The organism is Pseudoalteromonas sp. KG3, assembly GCF_030436385.1.
GTDB classification, from domain to species: domain Bacteria; phylum Pseudomonadota; class Gammaproteobacteria; order Enterobacterales; family Alteromonadaceae; genus Pseudoalteromonas; species Pseudoalteromonas prydzensis.
This window is the reverse complement of the sequence record NZ_CP098523.1, coordinates 2,640,818-2,664,984: the sequence shown is the minus strand read 5'-3', so window position 1 is coordinate 2,664,984 and position 24,167 is coordinate 2,640,818. Positions and strand designations below refer to the sequence as shown.

The following is a 24,167-nucleotide window of genomic DNA, read 5'->3' as shown; positions in this document are numbered from 1 at the left end:
AAAGAGTGCTAACGCGCTCTTTTTATTTTCATCTCATTAACTTTTTGTATTTTATTTGTCATAAATTTTCCTTACACTGACTGTCCCATTCGGGACACAATACACGGGAAAAATAAAAATGTTTAATACAAAAATAACGCCATTGGCGCTTGTTATTGCAAGCCTCAGTGCACCAGCCTCCGCTAATTTAATAATTTCAGAATATGTTGAAGGCGGCGGTTACAATAAAGCGATTGAAATCTATAACACCTCATCAGCAGCTGTATCTCTAGACGGTTATACCATCAACTTATATTCAAATGGCAAGACTGTTTCAACAAGCGAAGAATTATCAGGCACTGTTGCTGCTGAGAGTACGTTTGTCATTGTGACTTCTGACACTCGCGCTGTTGATGATCTAAAGGCTAAAGCTGACATATTCAGCGGTGCCGTTAATTTTAATGGTGATGACGCTTTTACACTAATGTTAGATGATACTGTCGTGGATAGCTTTGGCCAAATAGGCACACGTCCTGATAATGGTCAGTGGTCTGCTGGTGGCGTTGCAACTAAAGATAAAACCCTACGCCGTAAAGCAGATGTCACCTCTGGCCGCACTGATGCAACTAGCGCGTTTGATCCCAGTGAGCAATGGCTACAATTCGATAAAGATGATTTCAGTGGTCTTGGTTTTCATGGTGAAAACAATCAACCTGAGCCGGAACCAGAACCGGTTACACCACTTGAGTGTGGTGCAGCGAAAACCCTTATCAACGCAATTCAAGGTGAAGGGGGTGATAGTCCATTATTGAATACTGAAGTAGAGCTGGAAGGTGTTGTAACTGCTGATTTTCAAGGCGCAGAGCAATTAAGTGGCTTCTTTATTACATCACTTGATGCAGATATTGATACAAACCCACTTACTTCTGAAGGGGTCTTTGTGTACTTTGCTGATACCGATGTCAATGTCGGTGACCACGTGCGCGTGAAAGGCAGTGTCGCAGAGTACTTTAATGCCACACAAATTGGCGATGTCAGCCAAGTGGAAATATGCGCAACAGGTCTGGTAACCGCAGCAACTAAAATATCATTGCCTGTTACCGAAGTTGCTGATTTAGAAGCCCATGAAGGCATGCTAGTGACTTTAGAGCAACCTCTTGTTGTGACCAATAACTATGGTTTAGGTCGTTACGGTGAAGTTGACTTAGCAACAGAGCGTTTATATCAAGGAACGCAAATTGCGCTGCCGGGCGATGCTGCTACTGCTGTAGAAGCCGAAAACAGCAAAAAACAAATCTTACTTGATGATGGCTCAACAAAACAAAATCTTGATCCAATCGCCTACCCAGGCACTGGCTTAGATTCATACAATACGCTGCGCCTAGGCGATACTGTAAATACCGTTACTGGTGTTCTAGGATACAGCTTTGATCGCTATCGTATTCACCCAACCGTACAACCAACTTTTGTTGCAACTAACCCGCGTACTGAGGCACCAGAACTTCATGCTGATGCTGACTTACGTATCGCTAGCTTTAACGTTCTAAACTACTTTAACGGTGATGGTCAAGGTGCAGGCTTCCCAACTAGCCGTGGTGCTGATAGTGAAGCTGAGTTTATTCGCCAACAAGCAAAAATTGTCAGTGCAATTGTTGCATTAGAAGCAGATGTTATCGGTTTAATGGAAATCGAAAATGATGGCTTTGACGAGTTTAGCGCGATTGCCAGTTTAGTAAATGCGCTTAATGACGAAGATTCTGTAAATGACTACGCATTTGTTGATTTTAACGTAAATCAAATAGGTACTGATCAAATCACTACGGCATTAATCTACCGTGCAAATAAAGTCGTCGAAGTTGGCAACGCTGCGATTACTACACAAGCACCGTTTGATTACAGTAACCGCGCACCTATTGCGCAAAGCTTTAAGTCATTAACAACTGATGAAGTGTTTACTGTTGCAGTTGCGCACTTAAAATCAAAAGGTAGCTGCGGCAGCGCCGATGGCAATAATGCTGATTTAGGCGATGGCCAAGCATGTTGGAATGAAATTCGAGTGGCTGGTGCCAATGCTTACGCTGACTGGCTAAACACTGCTCCGACTGGTGTCGATGATGAAGATATCATCTTAGTCGGCGACATGAACGCCTACGCAATGGAAGATCCAATCCGCGCGTTTGCTGATAAAGGGTTCAAGAATGTTGTTGCAGAATTAGACGGCAATACACTTGGCTATTCATATAGCTTCTCAGGCCGACTGGGTAGCCTAGATCACGCTGTAGCTAGCCCAAGCTTGCTAACCAAAGTAGTGGCTGCAACAGACTGGCATATCAATGCCGATGAGCCAATCAGCTTAGACTATAATGTTGAGTTTAAATCAGCTGCACAACAAGTAAGTTTATATGCAAGCGATGCATATAGAGCCTCGGATCATGATCCTGTGATAGTTGATATAAAGTCTGCTGTTGCTGAACAACCAATACCAGAGCCACAAGCGCCTGTACTAACGCCAGAGCAAAGCTTCAACGTGTTAGAGAACAGCGCTATCGGTACTGTTATAGGCCAGCTAGAATTCAGCGACGCCGATGCCCAATACACGCCAGTTGTTGAATTTATAGTCCAAGGCCATAATGCCATCACTATTAACCAACAAGGACAGTTAATTGTGGCGGGCGATTTGGATTTCGAATTTGAAAGAAAAATCACATTGATGGTACAAGCTAAAGACAGTGCTGGTAACTTATCAAATGCATAACTTGTCTATATTAATATCAATAATGATAAATCAGATGACGAAGATGATGATGATTCTGGCTCACTGTTTTGGCTAACATTACTAGCGTTACCGCTAACCCTGTTACGTCGTAAAAAAGCATAGTAGTAAAATAGAAAAAGGCCGCTAAACAGCGGCCTTCTTTTTATGCATTACACGGTGTTTGTTGTAACTTATTACAACTTGTTTTCTTTTTTCTATACCAACACTTAATTGACTGCTGAGCTTGAGCATCAAACTGCCAGTTATAAAAGCGAACTACCTTTTGGTCTTCTAACGTTACTACAAGCACGGTCAATAGCTTTAATGAATGAAAGTGAATATCAACTATTTCGTCTGCGTTGATATATTTCTTTCCTATACCTTGAGAATAATAGATCCCCGCTTTATAACAGTGCAAAAACCGCAGATTAATTATATTCACAATGGAGATCATAAATACAATCACAGCGATAGTTAAAGCTAAAACAGTTTGATCAACAGTAAAGATAAGTGTTGATGATAAAGCCACCATAGCAACAATAAGTATTATTACTAGCTGTAACAACCAATTTGGGCTCAATTTAATTGCGTTCATATAAACGTCCTAAACAGTACATGTATATGTCTCTTTCTTAGAGAGACTTCCGTTTCTCCTCTATGACCATACAGATGGCCACAGGCTGCTATCTTACCCGTTTTAGCTACCCTCATTCAAGTATTTGCACTACTTTTTCCCTAGTTAAATATGGTTAGTTTTCATTTCCTGAACAATCAACATTTAAACTACTACTTATGGATTGATGAAATTTTTAGAGTAAATAATAAATGATTAAGAGCGTATGAACGAGGCTACAAAAGGTATACAGCGGAAACTCGACAACGAAATCACACTGGGCAAAGTCGTCATCACTATGCAATTAAACGAACCAACTTTTGTGTTGCTTGTTTAAATTATAGCAACAAAAAACCCGCAACAAGTGCGGGTTTTTTCAAAGAGTGAAAAGGCTAATTACTTAGCAGCTTTTTTCTCTTTTTCTGCAGCGATTACAGTATCAGCTACGTTTTGAGGACATGGTGCATAGTGTGAGAACTCCATAGAGAACTGACCACGACCTGATGTCATTGTACGTAGTGAACCGATGTAACCGAACATTTCTGATAACGGAACGTCAGCTTTAATGCGAACGCCAGTTAAACCAGCTTCTTGGTTGCTTAACATACCGCGACGACGGTTAAGGTCACCGATTACGTCACCAACGTGATCTTCTGGAGTGAACACGTCAACTTTCATGATTGGCTCAAGAAGTTGTGCGCCCGCTTTAGGGATCGATTGACGGAATGCACCTTTAGCTGCGATTTCGAATGCAATTGCAGATGAATCCACGGCGTGGAAGCCACCGTCGAAAAGTTCAACTTCAACGTCAAGTACTGGGAAGCCAGCTAGAACACCTTCGTTCATCATTGACTTAAAGCCTTTCTCAACTGCTGGCCAGAATTCTTTAGGTACGTTACCACCAACAACTGTTGATTTGAACGTGAAACCTGAATTCGCTTCGCCTGGCTTGATGCGGTAGTCGATTTTACCGAACTGACCAGAACCACCTGATTGTTTCTTATGCGTGTAGCTATCTTCAACTTCACGAGTGATAGTTTCACGATAAGCAACTTGTGGTTGACCAACGATAAGGTCTACACCGTAAGTACGCTTAAGGATATCTACTTTGATATCTAAGTGCAGCTCACCCATACCTTTAAGGATAGTTTCACCTGAATCTTCATCAGTTTCAACTTGGAAAGATGGATCTTCTGCAACCATTTTACCGATAGCAACACCCATTTTCTCATTACCGCCTTTATCTTTAGGCTGTACAGCAATCGAGATTACTGGAGTTGGGAATACCATTGGCTCAAGTGTTACTGGGTGCTTAGGATCACAAAGAGTGTGACCAGTTTGCACGTTTTTCATACCTACGATTGCGATGATATCGCCCGCTTGCGCTGAAGTAAGCTCTTTACGCTCATCTGCTTGCATCTCAACCATACGGCCAACACGCTCAGTTTTACCAGTAAATGCATTAAGGATAGTGTCACCCTTGTTAAGCTTACCAGAGTAAATACGTACGAATGTTAATGCACCAAAACGGTCATCCATGATCTTAAATGCTAACGCTTTGAAAGGTTCGTCAGCAGATACGATTGCATGCTCGCCGTTTTCGTTACCTTCTTCATCCATAAGAGGTTGAGGATCAACTTCTGTAGGGGCAGGTAGGTAATCTACTACTGCGTCAAGTACAAGTTGCATACCTTTGTTTTTGAATGCAGAACCACAGAATGTAGGGAAGAACGCAAGGTCACGAGTACCTTTACGGATACAACGCTTGATGTCTTCGATTGAAGGGATTTCACCTTCCATGTACGCTTCCATTAGGTCATCGTCTTGCTCTACAGCAGTTTCGATAAGCATTTCATGGTATTCATCAGTTTTCTCTACCATGTCTGCAGGAACGTCTTCAATTGTGTAGTTCTCTGGAAGACCTGTCTCATCCCAGATGTATGCTTTTTTGTTTAAAACATCAACAACACCTATGAATTCGTCTTCAATACCGATTGGTAAAGTCATGATAAGTGGAGTAGCACCAAGTACTTTTTGTACTTGCGCTGTTACACGGTAAAAATCAGCACCCATACGGTCTAATTTATTTACGAAAATAATACGTGCAACACCTGACTCATTCGCGTAGCGCCAGTTAGTTTCTGATTGTGGCTCAACACCACCAGAACCACAGAATACACCCACACCGCCATCTAATACTTTAAGTGAACGGTAAACTTCAACGGTGAAGTCAACGTGTCCAGGAGTATCGATAACGTTAAAACGGTGATCTTTCCAGAAACAGCTTACTGCCGCAGACTGGATAGTAATACCGCGCTCCGCTTCTTGCTCCATGAAATCGGTAGTCGATTCACCATCATGTGTCTCACCGCTTTTGTGGATAGTGCCTGTAAGCTTTAGGATACGCTCAGTAGTCGTGGTCTTACCCGCATCAACGTGCGCGAAAATACCAATGTTTCTGTACTTCGATAAATCTGCCATTATTTTACTCTTAATAAAGTCGAAAAATTATTCGGCGGGAGTATAGCATTACTTAATGCGAACATCACCATAGAAGTCGCTTAAAATGCAATCAATTCTAGAAAATATTTTTGACGTTTCCATCTTAGCTTCAAGAAGATGTCAAAAAGTGCTCTACTTATTATTCACTTAGTCTTTAAATTCAAAGTGATAACAAACTTAGCTCATTTTATAACAACGTTCTGGCCGACCTATGCTGCCATAGCTTTGGTCGGCACTTACTTGCTCTGCCTCTAGTAAATACTCTAGATAACGTCGCGCCGTCGAGCGACTTACCCCAACTAAATCGCCCATTTGCTGGGCAGTAAAAGGCGTTTTTTTATGCTCTTTAAAGGCATCAATGATTTTTTTTAAAGTCAGCTGATCAACCCCTTTCGGCAGTCTAACCGGTGCTTTTGTTTGTTCACTTGAGCCAAATAAGGTATCCACCATAGATTGTGTTACTTCATTGGCATCCGATAAGCACTGCTGGCGAGACTCAAAACGAGCTAACGCTTGATCAAGCCGATTAAGCATTAACGGTTTTACCAAAAAGTCGCAAGCACCCAATTGCATTGCTTTTTCGAGAGTTTCGACTTCTTTGGCAGCAGTCAGTAGCATCACTTCACTTTTAATCGAGCGGCGACGTAAATCAGTCAATAAATCCAGACCGTTACCATCAGGTAGGTGGATATCAAGCAAGATCAAATCGGGCTCTATCGCCTGTAACAACCCGGTAGCAGTGCTGAGATTTGCAGCAATACCAACTACTTGGTACTGACCTTGTCGCAAGCTTTGCCGCGCAGTTTGGTTTCCCGCAACGCCATTAGGTAAAAGCAGGTATTGAGCAAGAAGTTGTGCAACTTCGAGTTCATCTTCGATAATAACTACTGAATATGTCATTTTTTATTACTCATGTTAGCCTTGTAATAGCAGCGTATTTAACCTGAGATCTGGTTAAGCCAACATTAGATTATTACTCTCTAAAATTTCAAGTTCTTGCGATGTTAAATCTAATGACGGCTTTTCCTCTTTTAGGCAATAGGCAATTAATCCACCAAGTAAATTTAGCATAAAGCCATGCATACTGCGGTGTCTAGAGTGTTCAATGTAAGAAATGTTTTTCAATTGATCATTCACCGTTTCGATTATAAATCGTTTTTTCAATAAAGCCCTGTCCCACTATGAAATAAATTTTTTCTTCATATTCTTTCGAACCGTCGTGAGCTTTAGCGCCACAATCTCACCTAAATGATTAATTATTAAATGTAGTTTGAATCCATATGACCAACCCATAGTGCCTTTTCCATGATGAGCAACGCCTTCAAACACTTTATTTCTTTTAGCTCTGATGATGTGACACACTTCTATTTTAGTGGAGTCAACAAATTGTATACCTGTGGGCTTGCCAAGTTTTGATGTGAGGTAACTGCACATCGGAACCACCACACTAGGCATAAGCGCGAGAAACCTTGTGTAACTCAGCAACTCTGGAAAATAGGCTTTAAGTTGACGGCAAACATAGTGAAGATAGTAGTTTTTGAAATCTCTGTAATGTGACTGGTGAAAATGGATGATAATAGTCATCACCTCTGACGGAGATAAGCGGCATGCTCTTCGACGTTTAATTTCACCATTTTCGAGCAATATACGCTGCCAGCTTGGGAAAAATAACTTTGAAAAATCATCGACATCACAGTACGTTTCAACTAACTTGTTCATGCTCGTTCCTTTTTGTTCTAATCACTCTTGGTCGAATGATCGGATCATGGAACGAGCATTTAGTTCCTTTAAATTAGTAATTTCTTATCCGAAGCTCAGGTTAACTACTGGAGTTATCGCAACTGGAAAGCAATTAAAATACAGCAAAATAGTCATATCATGCCGATTGCTCGCGGGATTTTTTCGCTGTTCTTTTTCTATCCTTTATTTTTGGAGCTCCTTGCACACAGTCAAGAGCACCATAAAAAGAACAAAATAATGCCTAATGCGCTAGCTATTGTGGCATGGCTACTCCTTTTAGTACTTACAGTAACAACACGGTTTGACGATTACTCAACTTTTGCGCTGTGTATAATTCCTTTTATTTGGCTGCCATTAGTTAACTACATTCAACACCTAAACCAATCATCTGACGCACTTGCATACAACTCTAAATGGCGAGTAAGAAATATTGTTATCGCCATAATTTGGGCTCCCATTTTATTTTTAAGCTTGCTCGAAGAGGTTTACTTGTTACCGAGTACCGCGATCGTTAAGGGCGATAAATTATGGTCATTTCAAATGCAATTTTTGAAGCGTCATCAATTAGTGCCTATTGATGAAGATGTGCTATTTTTTTACAGCGATGCATGGGTAGATTTTCGTAACGACGGCAATGGTATAAGCGACAACTATATTTTTAGTTATTGGAAAAATGAACAAGACCAACTTGAATCAAACTTAAAACACTTTAAAGATATAGCTAGCGTTGAAGTAACTTATGGTAAAACACAACTTGAAAATACAGTTATCAAAGTGATAGATAAGCAAGGCGATCACTTTTTACTTATCGTCGATAGCGAGGGAAGCAAAGATAAAGAGTTGGTGGCACAAATAAATCGCAGAGTGAATAACCAGAAAACACCATAATTATAAAGCCCAACACTAGTTTAAATGCCAATACATTGCTTTTATTGAGCTTTTTACAAAGCCACAAATAAATGAGAATTATTTTCAATTGAGTGTTGACAGTTCGACAAATCTAACTGATAATCAATATCAACAAGACGGTAAAGCATCACCACTTGTACAGAATAAACAGTTTGTTTCTCGACCCTGAAACACGTGTGGCGCACGTAAACCGCTAAGGTTTCCTGTTACTAACCGCAACGCCCCTTGATGTTGATAACGGGTAACCACCCTACTATTTTACTTGCTACATTGCTCATATCGGTGACGGTAGATATGAAACTAAAAAGCCCTTACGGGCTTTTTTTATGCCTAAAATTCTTATAAAAATTAGATCCACCTGGTAACTACTTCAATTAAATAGAAATAACCAACAGACAAAACTTAATGAGAATTATTTTCAAATAGGTGTTGACACTTTATCAAATCTAACTGATAATCAATATCAACAAGACTGTAGCGCGCTACGGCTTGTACTGAATAAACTGAATTTGTTTCTCGACCCTGAAGCAACGTGTAGCCCACGTTAAAGCTATGGTTACCTGTTATTAACCGCAACGCCCCTTGATGTTGATAACGGGTAACCGCCCTACTATTTTACTTGCTACATTGCTCATATCGGTGACGGTTGATATGAAACTAAAAAAGCCCTTACGGGCTTTTTTTATGTCTAAAATTCCTATAAAAATTAATTCTCTCTCCTGTAACTACTTAAATTAAATAGAAATACCCAAAAACCAAAACTTAATGAGAATTATTTTCAAATGGGTGTTGACACTTTACTAAATCTAACTGATAATCAATATCAACAAGGCGATGAAGCACAGCGGCTTGTACTGAATAAACTGAATTTGTTTCTCGACCCTGAAACAACGTGTAGCCCACGTTAAAGCTATGGTTACCTGTTATTAATCGCAACGCCCCTTGATATTGATAACGGGTAACCGCTCCTACTATTTACTTGCTACATTGCTCATATCGGTGACGGTTGATATGAAACTAAAAAAGCCCTTACGGGCTTTTTTTATGTCTGTGATTTATGGCTTGAAGAGCCTTAGCAAAAACTAACGACGATTTTTACGTGCTCGCGCTCGGCGTTGTTTTTTCTCTTCTTCTTTAGCTGCTTTTTTAGCTTCAGCTGCAGCACGAAGTTCAGCAACCATCACTTCTTCTTCTTCACGCATGGCTGGTGTTTCCATAGTAATACGACCGATTATGCCATCACGTAATTCATTAATTAGAATTTCTGACATTTTATACGTATCGATTTGGTTACCACCGCGAATACAACCGCGCTTTTTGCCCGCCATCTCAACAAATTCCCAATCGCTTTGCGGTAATTCAGCAATTTTATAACGCGCTTTTAAAAGTTCAGGATAGGCATGCAATAAATATTCAGCGGTGTAGCTCGCCACTTCTTCATAATCAAGCGCCGTATCACGTATCGCACCCGTCGCACCAAGACGGTAGCCCGAGTTTTCGTTTTCAACTTTTGGCCATAACATACCCGGCGTATCGTAAAGCATAATACCATCTTCAAGCTTAATACGTTGCTGCGCCTTTGTAACCGCAGGCTCATTACCTGTTTTGGCAACTATACGGCCTGCTAAGGTATTAATAAGCGTAGACTTGCCTACATTGGGAATGCCCATGATCATGGCTTTAATTTGCTTATCAGCGCCAACCTTGTGTGGTACTAATTTTTTACACAGCTCATTAATACGATGAACTTCAGCCGCTTTATCATTCCCGAACGCAATGGCTTTTACACCATTTTCTTGCTCAAAGTAATCCTTCCACGCTTGGGTCATTTTAGAATCGGCTAAATCGGCTTTATTGAGAATTTTGATGACCGGCTTACCTTCACGCAAACTCGTCACCATAGGGTTTTCACTACTGTAAGGAATGCGCGCATCAAGCACTTCAATGATCACATCCATCTGTGGCATGATTTCTTTAATTTCATTACGGGCTTTGTTCATGTGCCCAGGGAACCACTGTATTCCTGCTCTACTCATTTGATTTATATGACCTTTAATTTCAGGCCTTAGGCCGTTGGTAACAATGTGGGTACTAAAAGTAAAACTATGCTTTTGTACTTTCTTTTCTGCAAATAGTTTACTACAAAACCGGCCTTGAACTCCCATAGAAAATAAAAACGATAAACTTAAAGTGGTTTATAAACTTTAGATACCAACTATAAAAAATTAGTAAAGCACTATACCAACCACAGTCTTAGCTAAAAAATTCCTTTAAACGTACCAAGAATATAGTTTAGATATAACAATGCTCCAATGATTGCACTTGGAAATTTTAGGTACCATTTAACATCGCTGCTTAAAATCATAATGAATATCATAATAGGTAGACTAAGTAGTACACCACCAAACCATCCTTTGAAACCTCCTATAAAGCCATCACCCATAAAGCCTATTACAGCAAATGTAGCGGCAAAACCAAACATTATAATAAAAGGTATTTTTTCTAATAACTTGTCCATTAAAACAACCTTCCTTAGTAATTGCAGCTATATTCAGATGGCATATCAACCGAGTATTTATATTCCTTCGGCTCTTTAAAATTTAAACGATCTATTGTCTGTGCTATCAAAAACTCATACATGCCACGATCTGAACAACCCTCTTGGCTTGAAGAGGAAAAACTAAATAATATTTTTTCATCTGAATTTACAGAAAACCAATTTGTAGAAAAGTAGTAATTAGTGAAGTATCCCGTATTAGTTGAACTACCTGTTATACCTAATGTTTTTTGTTTATTTTGAGTACAAAAAGTACCTGTACAATTGATTGTAGAGTAACCACTATCAATTAAACCATAATTTGATGTTTCATACTGATATGAGCCATTACTTTTACTAACGTTAATATAAACAACAGCATCAAAGTTAACTCCAGGTACTGGAAGGTCTTTATAGGAATATACATTTTTAAACCCTCTCTGCTTCAGTGAGTAAATAACGTGATCGATATAATATTTAGATTCAAGAGTGTTAAAATTCTCACCTTGTGCTGCAAAAACAGCGATATAAGTATCTGTATAAAACTTAAAGTTAGGATCAACTTGAGAAGAGTAACTCGCTTGCATAGTAGATTTACAAGATGCAATGAAGATAAGAAAAGTAAAAATGATTAGATGCTGAATGCGCACAATGCAGTCCTTTATAATTAGCGTTATTATATTGTATTTTATAAAGGTAACAATGTGAAGTTAGCTGCTTTTGTATAACTCTAGAGGTCAGAGCTATAAAGCTGGGGAATATTGAGCCGATTGGGCCTTATCGTTCAGCAATACGGCATAAAAGGGAAGCATCACGCTTCCCTTTAAAATTGTTTTAAGCTGTTTGTGCTTTTAAATTTAACCAGTCTTCTTGTTTTAGCTTGTTCCAGGCAGCAAGAATATGGGCTGGCTTCATTTGCGACTTTCTAGCATTCCAGCTATGCACTGCATTAATGAGTGCGTCGTCAGTAATGTTATTACCTTCAAGCTCATTCGTTGCAACCCAATGTACAGTTGAAAGTAACTCCATACCGTTTTGCGACTCAAAGCCTTCTATTAGCCTGGCGACTTTATCAAACCGTTGTTTTGTTTCAGGGCATGCTTGCAAATAGTTAAGCGCCTCAATAGCCGCATCATCTTTAAGCTCAATTGGCGTATCTGGCTTATTTATGCCATCTGCATAACCAGTAATAAAGTGGCCTTCCATTTTATCTAACACATGGCGAAGTACATCGGCATAAGGGCCATAATGATGTTTTTGAAATATCACCTTGTTTAAAGGCTCACCTGCCGCTGTTAAAAAATAAACAAGCTTTTGTACTTCTAATAGCGATAATCGATAACCAAACCCTGTAGAGGTATAACGTTCTATCAAACCTAGCACTGCGGCTCTACCGAGTGTCATTTCAGGTCTTTTAGTTTTATTAGGCATCGCCTGGGCCGTTGGAGCATTTTGTGGCGGGTATACACGCCATTCAACATCTGGTAATTCACTTAAAGAGTTCTGTATAAGTGAATCAACAGCACGCCAATCTAAGCCCCCTAAGCCGCTTCCCAGAGCTGGTAAGGCGACTGATTTAAGGCCTAATCGCTTTACTTCAGCTTTCAGGCTGTTCAACCCTTGCTCTATATACTCAAGCTTAGAACTACCTTTCCAGTGTGCTTTAGTAGGAAAGTTAATAATATAAAATGGTGCATTAATAGAGTTAAGATCAACTGTTAGCACCTCACCAGTTATAAGCTCTTTATCATCACAGGCTTTTTTGTATACCTTAAAATTATCAGGAAAGGCCTTTTTAAATTGCAAAGCAAGCCCCTTACCCATTACCCCTACAGTATTAACTGTGTTGATAATAGCATCAGCTTGATCATGTAAAATATTGCCTGTTTGATAAGTAATCATCTTAACCTCAGTAGTACCACTGCGGTCTAACTACGACCTCAGGTTTATGCTGCACAGTTTGAAGTAGCATATTTACTTCATTAGCAACGTTTTGTGTTTTTACGCCTATTTGGCGAATAGCTGCCCATTGTACTGATTCAAACGCTAAAAACTCAGCTTGTTTTTCTTCTTTAAAGTCCTGCCAATAGCGTTCATTAATAATACGTTTAATATCCAACTCATTAATACGTGTAAAATCATCAATTTGCTCTGCATAGTCTAAATCAGCATGTATATCAGTAAAAAAGCAATGTTGGTTTCCCAGGCGCACAGTTTCTGTGTCACTAATTAAGTGTAATACCTTATCTTGCCCACCGCCAAAATCATCATGCCCACAATGAATAACATACAACATGACTGAACGCGGGCAAAAGTTAAACGGCACATACTGACCAATCGTACCACCCGCAGCCACTTTCACAGGACGCACTAAGCGACGTTGTTTAATATGGTTATAGCCAATATTTTGGTTAACTAAACCAAGCTCAATACGTTTAGCGTCAGACCATAAGCAACCTTGACCTAAAATGCTAGCCAAGTTATCAATGTGCGTTATATGAGATACTGATACTGTCATGAAATCCTTATACCTCAAAATTCTATAACTAGCTTAAATTCCAACATGAAATCAATGTAACGTAAATAACAACTAAAAACCTAGCCGTAATCCCTTGGCGCACCGTTAACAGTAAGTTCGTAATCTTGTAAGCCCAAATAACCCATAACTGGCTGGCATTTAGCCTCAACACTTACAGTTATATCCCTTCCCGGAACATCTGACTCCTTTCTATGAGAGCCACTCGCATACCCACTTAGCTTTACATCAAAGCTTGTATTAAAATTATAAACATCAACTGATAACTCAATTTCATCAAAAATGGTATCTGTTTCAGCCATCGGTCCTGATAACTCATCTCCCATTAACAAATCATATGAATCTTCATTAACCCTTTCTGAGATTTCTTCGGCTAATGTATCTTCTGATACAAGCTTGAAAGGAAGGCTATCAAATAACATTTGAATATGATCAAATATTAAATCCGAACTTAAATCTTCATTCTCTGAATTTTCTAGTTCACATATATCATCTAACTTTTTAGCTAAATCGTTATCTAAAATGATATATTTAAGTTTACTCAGATTCTCATTATTAAAATCTTTGTCATTTATAATGTCATCAGCTATTTCATAGCCAAAAACAGCTGCAATACATGAGGCAAGCCCTGATGCTGTAAGTGCAACCCCATCCTCTTTTAAAGAGTTAGACAGCAAATCCATAAAATAAAAAACAGCTGGAAACCGATGCGAAGCCATAGTGGCGTTATGAATTGCAGACTGCTCTTCATACCGTTGCTTTTCTTTGGTTGCTTTGCGTTGTTTTTCTTCTAGCTCTAAACGCTTTTTCTCTAAACTAATTTGTTCAGCTTCAGCATCTGCTTTAGCTTTATCAGCTATTGCTGTAGCTGCTTTAACTTTCTTATCAATATAATCTCGAATTTTATTTCTTCGCTCTACCCTATCTTTTTCTTTTTGAATATCTAACGCTACATCTTGTGCTAAAAAGTCTTTTTCAGGGTTTGTTCTAAGTCTTTCTTTATTAAGCTCCCATTGCTTTTTAGTATGTTCGATATCTAAATCAACAGCATGTGAATGCTGCAAAACAGCTGTCTTTTTTTGCTTTTCTTTCACCCATAAAGAAGCCCAAGGAAGTATAAATAAGTAGCCTATAGTGAGTACAGTCGGTATTACTAATAAATCTAAATCTTGTTTTAATAGACTTGGATTTGACAACACAGACATACTTTCGACTAAAGCATTTATTCTTTTCTCTAAGTCACCTTTACCCCAAAACAAAAGCGCTAATTTATCCCAGTTACAAAAACACCATGAAACAATAAACGTTCCTGCTATGGGATCTTTGATTCTGGTCTTTGCATTACCTTTTATCGTAGACCAGATGTCATCTAAAACTTGCATACCCAGCCCCTAAAATAATTGTCATCAATAATACTCCTTTATGTACCCATACGCTCTATCAAACAGTATTTGGTCTGTGTGGAGCTTGTATTTAAGTAATGCCTTGCGTAGTGACTTTTGTACTTCGCGTTCGCCACCTGTGGTGGTTTGCCAACCAGGGAAACGGACAATGCGTACAATGGCGTCTATATCGGTTACTATGCGCTCTACTACCGCTGGAGTTTGGTCGTCTTTAAGCTCTAAAAACAGGTCTGTTAATGCAGCTTTTGGTGTTTTTTCTTGTAGTTCGTCGTCTAAGTCTTTCTCTGCTTGTACCGTTTCTTTAGCTATTTTACAAAGCTCTTTAACAAAGTCGATTGAGGCTATTAAGCCTTTTTCGGCTTTGTCGCGCAGGGCTTCTAGTCGTTCACTTAATGATTTAAATACAGGTAAGTCGCCACGGTCTTTAAAACGCTTTGCTAGCTCTTTCTCAAGCTGTTTTGTTTTACGTGGGTCTGGGTTATTAAATATGTTTTCGATAACGTCTGCATCAAGCACAAACTCTTCTAGGTTATGTACATTACCAACATGCACGTTGTCGTGTATGAGTTGTGTGGTTTGTGCGCCTAGCGTTAGCCATAACAACTTACCAATGTTATCTGAGGCAGGTTTTACCGACTCATAAACCTGGGCCAGCCATTTGTAATCTTCGTTGTATTCATCAAGTACGCTATCGGGTGAAAGCGACTCCCATAGTTTGGCTAGGTATTTAAAATCCAGTGCAAAAGCATCTTTCTTATCATCTGTACTAATAGCGTTCTGTGCAGCCTCTAGGCCTTCAAAACCTTCAATGGCTCTGTCAACTCCAGTAAAGTGAGCTAATGTATCAGCCATCGCTTTTGGTAGCTTTGCACGTAGCTCGCTTAAGTTAGAGATAACTTGTTGTACGCTTTCTTCATCAAACTCTAGTGCTTTTGCGGCATCGTCAAATACACCAAAGTAATCAACAATACAGCCAAAGGTTTTATTAGGGTATAAACGGTTTGTACGACAAATTGCCTGTAACAAAGTGTGGTCTTTAATCGACTTATCTAAATACATGGTTTGGCATATAGGTGCATCAAACCCGGTTAGCAGTTTTGCGGTAACAATAATAAATTTAAGCTCTGATTTTGCATCGTTAAATTCATCCACCAGCTTTTCTTGCTGGCTTTTGTCTATGCCCCACTTTTGCTTAAACTCATAATCATCGTTTGCGCTGGTGGATATAACCACCTTGCTGGCTGCTTCATCAAAGTGCTTATCGAGCTCTTCTTTATATTGCACACAGGCATAACGGTCTGGTGTAACTATCATGGCTTTAAAACCATGGGGGTCTACTTTATCCATAAAGTGAATGGCAATGTCTTCTACTATTTTCTCTACACGCTCAGGGGATTTTAAAAACGCAGACATTTTTGCAGATTTTTGATTTAGTGCATCGGCTTCTTCATCTGTTAGCGCAGCGCTTTCTTTAAAGTCTTTAAAGGCTTTATCGAGTGCTTCTTTGTCTACGTGTACATCAACTAAACGAGGTTCAAAATGCAGTGGTAAGGTGGCTTCATCACGAATAGAGTCGTGGAAGGTATAACGGCTCATATAGCCGCCTTTGTCTTCTTCAGCGCCAAAGGCCCAAAAGGTATTTTTATCGGCTTTGTTTACGGGTGTACCGGTTAAACCAAATAAAAAGGCATTTGGTAAAGCGGCGCGCATTTGTCGGCCTAAATCCCCTTCTTGGGTTCTGTGTGCCTCATCGACCAATACAATGATATTTTCACGCTCATTCATATTAGGCTTGGCATCACGAAACTTATGTATCATTGAAATAATGATCTTACGAGTATCACGCTCCAACATTTGTTGAAGTTCTTTAATGCTTTCTGTGCTTTCAACATTGGCCACATCTGCCGCATTAAAGGTTCCGCTTATTTGAGTATCCAGGTCGGTTCTATCAACCAATACAATTACGGTTGGGCTTTTAAGCTGTGAAGCACGGCGAAGTTTTTGTGCGGCAAACACCATTAATAATGATTTACCAGAGCCTTGAAAGTGCCAAATTAAACCTTTTTTAACTTTACCCTCAATCACACGCTGAACAATTTTATTCGCACCCTCATATTGCTGAAAGCGAGGAATAACCTTAATGCGCTGCTTCTTTTTATTAGTGGTAAACAGCGAGAAGTTACGCATGATATCGAGTAAGCGTGCTGGGCTTAATAAATCGATTAGCTCTGCTCCAACACCCGATAAGCCAACAGCACGAGTTAACTGTGCGTCTTCAACACGCCACGGGGCCCAAAACTCTAATGGGCAACGTATTGCACCATAAAACAGCTCACGCCCTTCGGTAGCAAACGATAAAATATTAGGGACAAACAACTGCGGTACAGCATTCTCGTAAATGCTGTGTACTTCATGGGCACCATCTAACCAGGTTACTGATGGGCGAATCGGTGTTTTAGCTTCACCTACCACAACCGGAATACCGTTAATCATTAATACCACGTCAGGTATTTTGGTTTCTCTGTGGTGAATGCGGAACTGATTAGTCACCACATAATCGTTACGGGTTAAATCATCAAAGTCGATGAGGTTAACTGGCACATGGCGATTATTTTCACCAAATGGCATGGTTTTTTCACCTGTCATCCAAGCGAAAAATTCTTCATTGGCTTTTACTAAGCCCACTTGATTTACCGAAATTAAAATAGCACGGAGTTTATGTATTACTTCATCAGCCAAATTGGGGTTAGCTTCAATCTCTGGATTAAGGCGAATTAACGCTTTAACTAATACTGATTCAACTAAAACCTCGTTAACACCTCGGCCTAGTTGCTCTGATGATTGAAACTGCCATTGCACTCCAAACGCTTTTTGAGGTTCAGTAACCTGGTTAGTATTTAAGTTAACGCCAGTCATTTGATGGATGATGTAGTGTTCCACACTATTTAATTCAGTAAATCCCATACCTAAAACACCTTATTGTTTAAGCTTTTTTGGAGGCATTTGTTTTGACTTATTTTGCTAAGTGCCGACTTTTCTATATTTGCATATAGCGCCATTTTATCTAGAACAGTTCTTTCTTCATTCAACACTTTAATGTTGTATTCACCAATTATCTTATGATTTACCCTAGGCATTTTTGTACCGAAGCCTTTACCGGTAACATAATTAATAAAAGGTTTACTATGTAGATGGTGTAAAACATATGATTTAGAAGCTAAGGTTGTTTCGTATATCAATAACTCTGTAGTTGAAACTGCTTCAAAATCAGCGATGAAAGCTTTGTCTAAATAAGGTCTTAGTTTGCTGTAACATAAATCGCCTTTATCGACTAAATTACACTGCGCTTGGGCATCATTAGAGTCGCCAAATTCAGAGCAGGAAAAGGCCCCTGACTCAATATGCTCTAATCCAATATATTTTGACCTTTTGTGGGGAGCAGGACTTTTGCCTTTCTTTTGCTTTAAAATTTTAGATAGTGGTACCAATTCACCACTTGTTGATGCGACAAGTGATTCAAAATCAATTCCTTTATTAATCCTAGTTTGTGAAAGTAAATCCACATCGGCTTCTATCAGGCTATCAACCGAATTAAATAATTCAGAAAATCTCGATTGAATATCTTTAGGTGGAATTAAAAACTCCTGATGCTTTAAAGTACCCCAGTTAATAGTCGGTGACAAAGAGCCTACTGAAATATCAATCGCCCGATTCATGAACAAATCAGAGTGTAAGAAAAATGGGAATAACTCTGGGTCTATCACATCAGGATTTGCCCTAAGCACCAAAGCATGCGCTGAACAAAAACCGTCCCAAGTGGCAATGCCCGCCTTACGTTGATAAGCACGGCGGCGACCAAAGATGATATCGCCTTTGTAAAATTTGAGCTTTTGCCCATTTACGTCGTCAGGTGTACCATGACGCTTGATATGCAGTGATTCAGAATCAATATGCTCAAGACCAATATACACTTCTAAATCGGTATTATTTGGGTCAACACGCTCAGAAATATTTTTAGCAATTTCATCAAAGCGGTAAGTTTTCCAATTGGACTTATCTAAGTTATTTAAATCAATTTTCACTTCTGACATTTAACCTAATTCCTTAAATAACTGATCCATGCAGTTTGATAGCTGCTCTGATGATGTTTGCCAGTTAGCGAGTGCATCATCTAATGATATATGTACTTTACTGCTATCAACATTACTGACATAAAGCGCCATATTTAAACTAGCTTTATGATTAAGCACTTCGTCTATGGTAACTACTTTGCTAAAACCATCTTCATCAGCATAATTTTGATAAGCATTGTAAATGCGATCAATGTGGTTTTGTTCAAGGTAGGCAATGTTTTTATCTTGCCTTACTTCTTTCACGGCATTAATGATTAGTACTTTACCTTTTTTACTCTCGATTTTATTTGTTTTAGTAATTAACAAACAGGCTTCCATAGGTGAGTTATAAAACAGATTTGGACCAAGGCCTATGACACATTCAACTTGGTCTTGCTCAATCATTTTTTTACGCATTTCTGTTTCGGCGTCACGGAACAAAATACCGTGTGGCCATAATGAGATTGAACGGCCATTACCTAAATCGAGACTCTTTTGAATATGCTGCTGAAAAGCATAATCGGCACAGCCTTGCGGTGGCGTACCCCATACATTTCGGCCATGAGGATCACTTTCAAATGCTTTACGATCCCATGATTTAATTGAATATGGCGGGTTAGCTAGAATTACGTTGAATTTTTTCAGCTCGTCATTTTCAAGCAAACCGGGATTACTTAAGGTATTACCACGAACTATATCGAACTCTTCAATGCCATGCATAAACATGTTCATTCGAGCAATGGCTGAGGTTAATAGGTTAATCTCTTGGCCGTATAATTTTAGGGTGCGGTATTCTTTACCTTCATCTTTAAGGTGCAAGGCACAGTTAAGTAATAAACCACCCGAGCCACAGGTAGGATCGTATACTGACTCACCGGGTTGTGGGTCCATAATCATGGTCATTAATTTAACCACGGTACGGTTGGTGTAAAACTCTGCGGCGGTGTGGCCGCTATCGTCAGCAAACTCTTTAATTAAGTACTCGTAAGCATTACCTAGCTTGTCGTCGGGTACATTTTTTAAATTAAGCTTTTGTTGTGAATAATGCTCAATCAGGTTGGTAAGCATACCGTCAGAAAGGCGTTCTTTATTAGTCCAGCTGGCATCGCCAAAAATACCGTCTAAGGTATCTGGGTTGGCTTTTTCAATGGCACGCATGGCATTTTGCAGTGCTAAACCAATGTTAGTAGTGGTTTCGCGTACATCGTTCCAATGCGCGCCTTCAGGGATTAAAAAGTTATGGTTTTCTGCAAAGGCGGCATATTCTAAATCGCCATCGCTTTCTGTAAGTGCGTTTTCAAACTCTTCGTCGTATACATCTGATATACGCTTAAAAAACATAAGTGGGAAAATGTACTGCTTGTAGTCACCGGCATCTATTGTACCTCTGAGTGCTGTAGCTGCGCCCCAAAGGTATTTTTCTAATTCTTGTTGGGTCATCATGCTGATGGCTCCTCTTCTAATGCGCTTTCTTCTGCTGCACTAGCCACTGGTGATTCATCTAAAAAGGATAAGTGTAACAATGATAATTTTTTGCTTTCGCTACCCATATTGAGGTGCCAACGGGCTTCCATAAACCTTAATAATGCTAGACCCCTATCTTTAATTTTTTCAGGCGTCCACTCATCATCTTTACCCAAGTCGGCAACTTCTAATTCAGAGTAAGAACCGTTATTGTAACCGCTACGAATTACTTGGCCATTTTTATCTTTTTTGGTGTCTTTTTTATCCGGGAAATCATCATTTTGCAGTTTAATATTCACACTCAATGAAAGTGGTAACAAATTACCTAAGGAGCCTTTTAGAAAACGCTTTTGTTCACCTGTAAAGTGTCCAAAACGTGTTAACCAATAATCGCTTTTTGGTGTTTGTGGAAATATATGTTCTATAGAGATTTTGTCTTTCTCATGGGTAATAAAGTTTTTCCAGTCAAACTTAGCTACGCCGCGTGATTTTTTTAACTCTTCTTCATACTCAAATAAGAAGTAACGTAAATCACTCCAAGCGTAAAAGCCCTCCCCATTAGGACCGAACTTTTTATTAATAAACGTTTCAAAATGGCTAGTTTTAAATGTGCCGTCCTCTTCTAACGTCCAGGCTAAATCTTGAGTGAGTTCACTATTAATATTTACCAGTGTTTCAGAGACATTTTTAGAGGTGTATAGCGTTCTAGCTAAACGGTAATATGAACTACTGCGATAGTTAGATTGTGCTCGGCATAATCTGAAAGCTACAAAAATGAATCGCTCGATCGCATTTAATATTTGCAGTCTTTGTGGGTCGCCTTTTTCTGTTCTTAAAAATAAAGCCATAATAAGAGGTCGAAAATAACCGATTTTAACTCGGTTTATTTTATCCATTATTATCTGTTCTTGAGGTGACAGTACCTCTGATGAATTGGGGAAAAATGCGGCATACCAATATTTTGCAGCTGATTTTAAGCTGTCAACGTAATCACTAATATCTTTTAAAGAAAGCTTGGCTTTTTTTGTTATTTCAGTACCAAACTCTTCAAATGAATCATCATCATCGAGGTCAGTATCGTCAACCAACTCTTCAACAACATTGATTTGTTGTGTTGATACATCAAGCTTTTCAAACACACTTTTTGGTGAGAAAAAATCATCTAACAAAAACCTAATATAGTCATTACCTTTAACTCGACTATATTTGAAATACATTACCCAATGAGCACGCAGGAAGTCATCGTCGTTTAATGGTGCTTTTTTGTTTCGACCAAGTTGATTATATATTTCACCCCAAGTATCGTTGATTTTTTTACGTATTGTCTCTTTTACGTCTTCTTTAACCTCTTCTGGGGTATAAAGAGTAGTTAGGTATATAAGCCGATTTTTTAATAGCTCTAAATCAGATAGCTTTTTGCCACGATTATTCATGGTTTCAAAAGCTACAAAAACATCAAAGTTGTCATCAATCTCATAAAGGTTAAATAAAAACTTTTGTGTTAGCTTTTCGTAGATATCGGAAAGAGAGTCTATACCGTTACTAATTACGTACTTGTTGATATTTTCAGTAAAAAACACCTTCGCATTTTCTAAGTTAAGCGTGTAGAACGTTTCTGTAAGTGTTCCTGGACTTTGTTCGTTAAAGATTCGATAACGTAAAAACTCAAATGAAGGGTTATTAGCCTCATAACCAAATTTATAAGTTTTAGTGATACGGTGCTTTGGCTCTGTGATGACTATGTAATTTTTTATTACTTCGCTAAGCGTATCATCACCAAGAAAAATATCTTCCTCAGAAATACCGTCATTACTTGGGTGAGATTTAACAGCCTCGACTAAACACTGCAAAAAAATAGATACTGTTGTAAGCCGTTGCTGACCATCAACAACAAAATAAGGTTTATACCTTTTAATAAGCCACTGTTCATCATTCCATTTTGAGGTCGTTGACTCTGGCACTTCCTTTATAGACAAAACACCTGTGTAATGAGAACGCCGCTTATCTAAACTAATTAGATCCTCCCAAAACTCTACAAGTTGCTTTTTACCCCAAGCATAACCTCGTTGGTAATCAGGAATTCGAAATAACTTTTTATTAAAAATGTCTTCCAAGGTTTGTAATTCTTTCACTACAAAAACCTCGCTAGAACTTGTTTAAATTTATCTTCTGCCTCAAGGCTTGCTTGCCAGGCTTGTTTTAAATCGGCCATTGCTTCTTCTACTGATGGCAGATTGTCTTCAATTATTTTTTCAACGTAGAGTGGTATGTTTAAGTTAAAGTCGTTTTCTTTTAACTCGTCCATAGAGGCTACTTTTACGTAGTTTTCTACATCTTGATAATTGTGATACCAGTCGTAAATTTGTTGAACGTGGTTTGGCTCTAGGAAGTTTTGCGCACGGCCTACACGAATTTGGTCTGAAGCATCTATAAACAATACTTTGCCTTTTTTATCGGCTGGTTTGTTTTGCTTAAACACCATGACACAGGCTGCTAATTGCGTCCCGTAAAATACGTTAGACCCTAAACCGATAACGGCTTCTAGCATATCTTGCTCTAGCAGTTGCTTACGTATTTGGCCCTCAGCGGCTTTTCTGAATAATGCGCCATGAGGCAATACGACTGTCATACGGCCGGTGCTGTTCATGGATTTAACCATGTGCTGCACCCACGCCATATCACCATTGCCTTTTGGTGGTACACCGGCAATATTTCGGCCGTATGGGTCGTTAGCCCAATTTTCAGCGCCCCAATCCTTTAATGAGAACGGTGGGTTGGCTATTACACAATCAAAGGTTTTAAGACCATCTGCTTCAAAAAAAGCCGGGTTACGCAGTGTATCGCCACGTAATATTTCAAAGTCTTCTATGCCATGTAAAAACATGTTCATACGGGCAATAGAGCTAGACGTTAGATTTTTTTCTTGGCCGTAAAGTTTGAGAGTACGGTAATCTTCGTTGTTATGTTTTAGGTTATCTACACACTCAAGCAACATACCGCCTGTACCACATGCAGGGTCGTAAACAGTTTCGCCTTCGTGTGGGTCTAAAATCATCCCTAGTAAATGCACCACTGAGCGAGGCGTATAAAATTCACCCGCTTTTTTATTAGTTAAATCGGCAAAGTGTTTTATGAGGTATTCGTAAGCATTACCTAGCATATCTGGGTCAACGTTTTGATTACCTAATATGTATTGTGAAAAGTGTTCAACTAAGTCAATGAGTAAGGCATCAGATAGCTTATTTTTATTACTCCACTGGGCATCACCAAATATACCGTAAAGGTATTCTTGGTTAGCTTGCTCTATGCCACGTAAGGCGCTTTCAATCGCTGCACCTACGTTGCTGGTTGTTTCACGAATATCTTGCCAATGGCAGCCTTGTGGGATTTCAAAGCGGTGCATTTCTGGTAGTGCTGCGTAATCTTCATCGCCATCTGACTCTTCAAGTGCTAGGCGGTACTCCTCGTCATACACATCTGATATACGCTTAAAGAAAAGTAGCGGGAATATGTATACTTTAAAGTCGGAAGCATCTACTGGCCCTTTTAAGATCCAGGCTGCTTTTGAGAGGTACTGCTCTAACTGTGAGAGCGTTATTTTTTCCATTATTAAATCTC

General features: G+C 39.2%; 16 protein-coding genes and 2 pseudogenes. 3 read left to right on the top strand and 15 right to left on the bottom strand.

The features are described 5' to 3' along the window. The first annotated feature begins 118 nt into the window (after positions 1-118). Positions 119-2,857, top strand: a pseudogene (locus NDQ71_RS12645) (ExeM/NucH family extracellular endonuclease). A 40-nt stretch (positions 2,858-2,897) separates the two neighbouring features. On the opposite strand, the gene NDQ71_RS12640 reads toward NDQ71_RS12645, so the two are convergent. The 4 genes and pseudogenes from NDQ71_RS12640 to NDQ71_RS12625 form a co-directional block, all read right to left on the bottom strand. Beyond that, entirely contained in the window at positions 2,898-3,329 is a 432-nt protein-coding gene (locus NDQ71_RS12640) for a hypothetical protein (protein ID WP_283709683.1), read from the bottom strand. 414 nt (positions 3,330-3,743) lie between these two features. Beyond that, positions 3,744-5,828, bottom strand: coding sequence for an elongation factor G (gene fusA / locus NDQ71_RS12635; RefSeq protein WP_192542815.1), 2,085 nt, complete (start codon positions 5,826-5,828; stop codon positions 3,744-3,746). 198 nt (positions 5,829-6,026) lie between these two features. Continuing rightward, the gene (locus NDQ71_RS12630; RefSeq protein WP_064666766.1) at positions 6,027-6,749 is read right to left on the bottom strand and encodes a response regulator; all 723 of its coding nucleotides are present in this window, start codon (positions 6,747-6,749) and stop codon (positions 6,027-6,029) included. 54 nt (positions 6,750-6,803) lie between these two features. Beyond that, positions 6,804-7,568 (bottom strand): annotated as a pseudogene (locus tag NDQ71_RS12625) (transposase). A gap of 258 nt (positions 7,569-7,826) precedes the next feature. Here NDQ71_RS12625 and NDQ71_RS12620 point away from each other — a divergent pair. Together NDQ71_RS12620 and NDQ71_RS12615 are read left to right on the top strand one after the other, a co-directional pair. Next, positions 7,827-8,477, top strand: coding sequence for a hypothetical protein (locus NDQ71_RS12620; protein ID WP_192541802.1), 651 nt, complete (start codon positions 7,827-7,829; stop codon positions 8,475-8,477). Positions 8,478-9,280: 803 nt separating this feature from the next. Then, complete coding sequence (locus NDQ71_RS12615) at positions 9,281-9,406, top strand: hypothetical protein (protein ID WP_301561706.1); 126 nt, start codon at positions 9,281-9,283, stop codon at positions 9,404-9,406. 174 nt (positions 9,407-9,580) lie between these two features. On the opposite strand, the gene ylqF is transcribed toward NDQ71_RS12615, so the two are convergent. From ylqF to NDQ71_RS12560, 11 genes are all read right to left on the bottom strand, one after another. Beyond that, positions 9,581-10,534, bottom strand: coding sequence for a ribosome biogenesis GTPase YlqF (gene ylqF / locus NDQ71_RS12610; RefSeq protein WP_301561705.1), 954 nt, complete (start codon positions 10,532-10,534; stop codon positions 9,581-9,583). Positions 10,535-10,755: 221 nt separating this feature from the next. Then, entirely contained in the window at positions 10,756-11,016 is a 261-nt protein-coding gene (locus NDQ71_RS12605; RefSeq protein WP_039488691.1) for a hypothetical protein, read from the bottom strand. A gap of 14 nt (positions 11,017-11,030) precedes the next feature. After that, complete coding sequence (locus tag NDQ71_RS12600; RefSeq protein WP_152609344.1) at positions 11,031-11,684, bottom strand: hypothetical protein; 654 nt, start codon at positions 11,682-11,684, stop codon at positions 11,031-11,033. 184 nt (positions 11,685-11,868) lie between these two features. Then, the gene (locus NDQ71_RS12595) at positions 11,869-12,936 is read right to left on the bottom strand and encodes a macro domain-containing protein (protein ID WP_301561704.1); all 1,068 of its coding nucleotides are present in this window, start codon (positions 12,934-12,936) and stop codon (positions 11,869-11,871) included. A 7-nt stretch (positions 12,937-12,943) separates the two neighbouring features. Further along, positions 12,944-13,552, bottom strand: a complete 609-nt coding sequence (locus NDQ71_RS12590; RefSeq protein ID WP_301561703.1) for a DUF4433 domain-containing protein — start codon at positions 13,550-13,552, stop codon at positions 12,944-12,946. An 80-nt stretch (positions 13,553-13,632) separates the two neighbouring features. After that, entirely contained in the window at positions 13,633-14,952 is a 1,320-nt protein-coding gene (locus tag NDQ71_RS12585; protein ID WP_301561702.1) for a hypothetical protein, read from the bottom strand. 24 nt (positions 14,953-14,976) lie between these two features. Beyond that, positions 14,977-17,937, bottom strand: a complete 2,961-nt coding sequence (locus NDQ71_RS12580) for a type I restriction endonuclease subunit R (RefSeq protein WP_301561701.1) — start codon at positions 17,935-17,937, stop codon at positions 14,977-14,979. Between the two features lie 2 nt (positions 17,938-17,939). Continuing rightward, positions 17,940-19,064 carry a restriction endonuclease subunit S gene (locus tag NDQ71_RS12575; RefSeq protein ID WP_301561700.1) on the bottom strand — a complete coding sequence of 375 codons (1,125 nt, stop codon included), beginning with the start codon at positions 19,062-19,064 and terminating at the stop codon, positions 17,940-17,942. Further along, positions 19,065-20,528, bottom strand: coding sequence for a class I SAM-dependent DNA methyltransferase (locus NDQ71_RS12570; protein ID WP_152965240.1), 1,464 nt, complete (start codon positions 20,526-20,528; stop codon positions 19,065-19,067). It lies immediately after the preceding gene. After that, the gene (locus tag NDQ71_RS12565) at positions 20,525-22,681 is read right to left on the bottom strand and encodes a DUF262 domain-containing protein (RefSeq protein ID WP_301561699.1); all 2,157 of its coding nucleotides are present in this window, start codon (positions 22,679-22,681) and stop codon (positions 20,525-20,527) included. Before NDQ71_RS12565 ends, NDQ71_RS12570 begins: the two co-directional genes overlap by 4 nt. Beyond that, complete coding sequence (locus NDQ71_RS12560; protein ID WP_301561698.1) at positions 22,681-24,156, bottom strand: class I SAM-dependent DNA methyltransferase; 1,476 nt, start codon at positions 24,154-24,156, stop codon at positions 22,681-22,683. The genes NDQ71_RS12565 and NDQ71_RS12560 overlap by 1 nt, the downstream gene beginning before the upstream one ends. Between the last annotated feature and the right edge of the window lie 11 nt (positions 24,157-24,167).

What these genes read in the sequence shown, in the direction of transcription:
- NDQ71_RS12640 (WP_283709683.1), bottom strand. Translation starts at nt 3,329, where the DNA reads ATGAACGCAATTAAATTGAGCCCAAATTGGTTGTTACAGCTAGTAATA.
- fusA (WP_192542815.1), bottom strand. Translation starts at nt 5,828, where the DNA reads ATGGCAGATTTATCGAAGTACAGAAACATTGGTATTTTCGCGCACGTT.
- NDQ71_RS12630 (WP_064666766.1), bottom strand. Translation starts at nt 6,749, where the DNA reads ATGACATATTCAGTAGTTATTATCGAAGATGAACTCGAAGTTGCACAA.
- NDQ71_RS12620 (WP_192541802.1), top strand. Translation starts at nt 7,827, where the DNA reads ATGCCTAATGCGCTAGCTATTGTGGCATGGCTACTCCTTTTAGTACTT.
- NDQ71_RS12615 (WP_301561706.1), top strand. Translation starts at nt 9,281, where the DNA reads ATGGGTGTTGACACTTTACTAAATCTAACTGATAATCAATATCAACAA.
- ylqF (WP_301561705.1), bottom strand. Translation starts at nt 10,534, where the DNA reads ATGAGTAGAGCAGGAATACAGTGGTTCCCTGGGCACATGAACAAAGCC.
- NDQ71_RS12605 (WP_039488691.1), bottom strand. Translation starts at nt 11,016, where the DNA reads ATGGACAAGTTATTAGAAAAAATACCTTTTATTATAATGTTTGGTTTT.
- NDQ71_RS12595 (WP_301561704.1), bottom strand. Translation starts at nt 12,936, where the DNA reads ATGATTACTTATCAAACAGGCAATATTTTACATGATCAAGCTGATGCT.
- NDQ71_RS12590 (WP_301561703.1), bottom strand. Translation starts at nt 13,552, where the DNA reads ATGACAGTATCAGTATCTCATATAACGCACATTGATAACTTGGCTAGC.
- NDQ71_RS12585 (WP_301561702.1), bottom strand. Translation starts at nt 14,952, where the DNA reads ATGCAAGTTTTAGATGACATCTGGTCTACGATAAAAGGTAATGCAAAG.
- NDQ71_RS12580 (WP_301561701.1), bottom strand. Translation starts at nt 17,937, where the DNA reads ATGGGATTTACTGAATTAAATAGTGTGGAACACTACATCATCCATCAA.
- NDQ71_RS12575 (WP_301561700.1), bottom strand. Translation starts at nt 19,064, where the DNA reads ATGTCAGAAGTGAAAATTGATTTAAATAACTTAGATAAGTCCAATTGG.
- NDQ71_RS12570 (WP_152965240.1), bottom strand. Translation starts at nt 20,528, where the DNA reads ATGATGACCCAACAAGAATTAGAAAAATACCTTTGGGGCGCAGCTACA.
- NDQ71_RS12560 (WP_301561698.1), bottom strand. Translation starts at nt 24,156, where the DNA reads ATGGAAAAAATAACGCTCTCACAGTTAGAGCAGTACCTCTCAAAAGCA.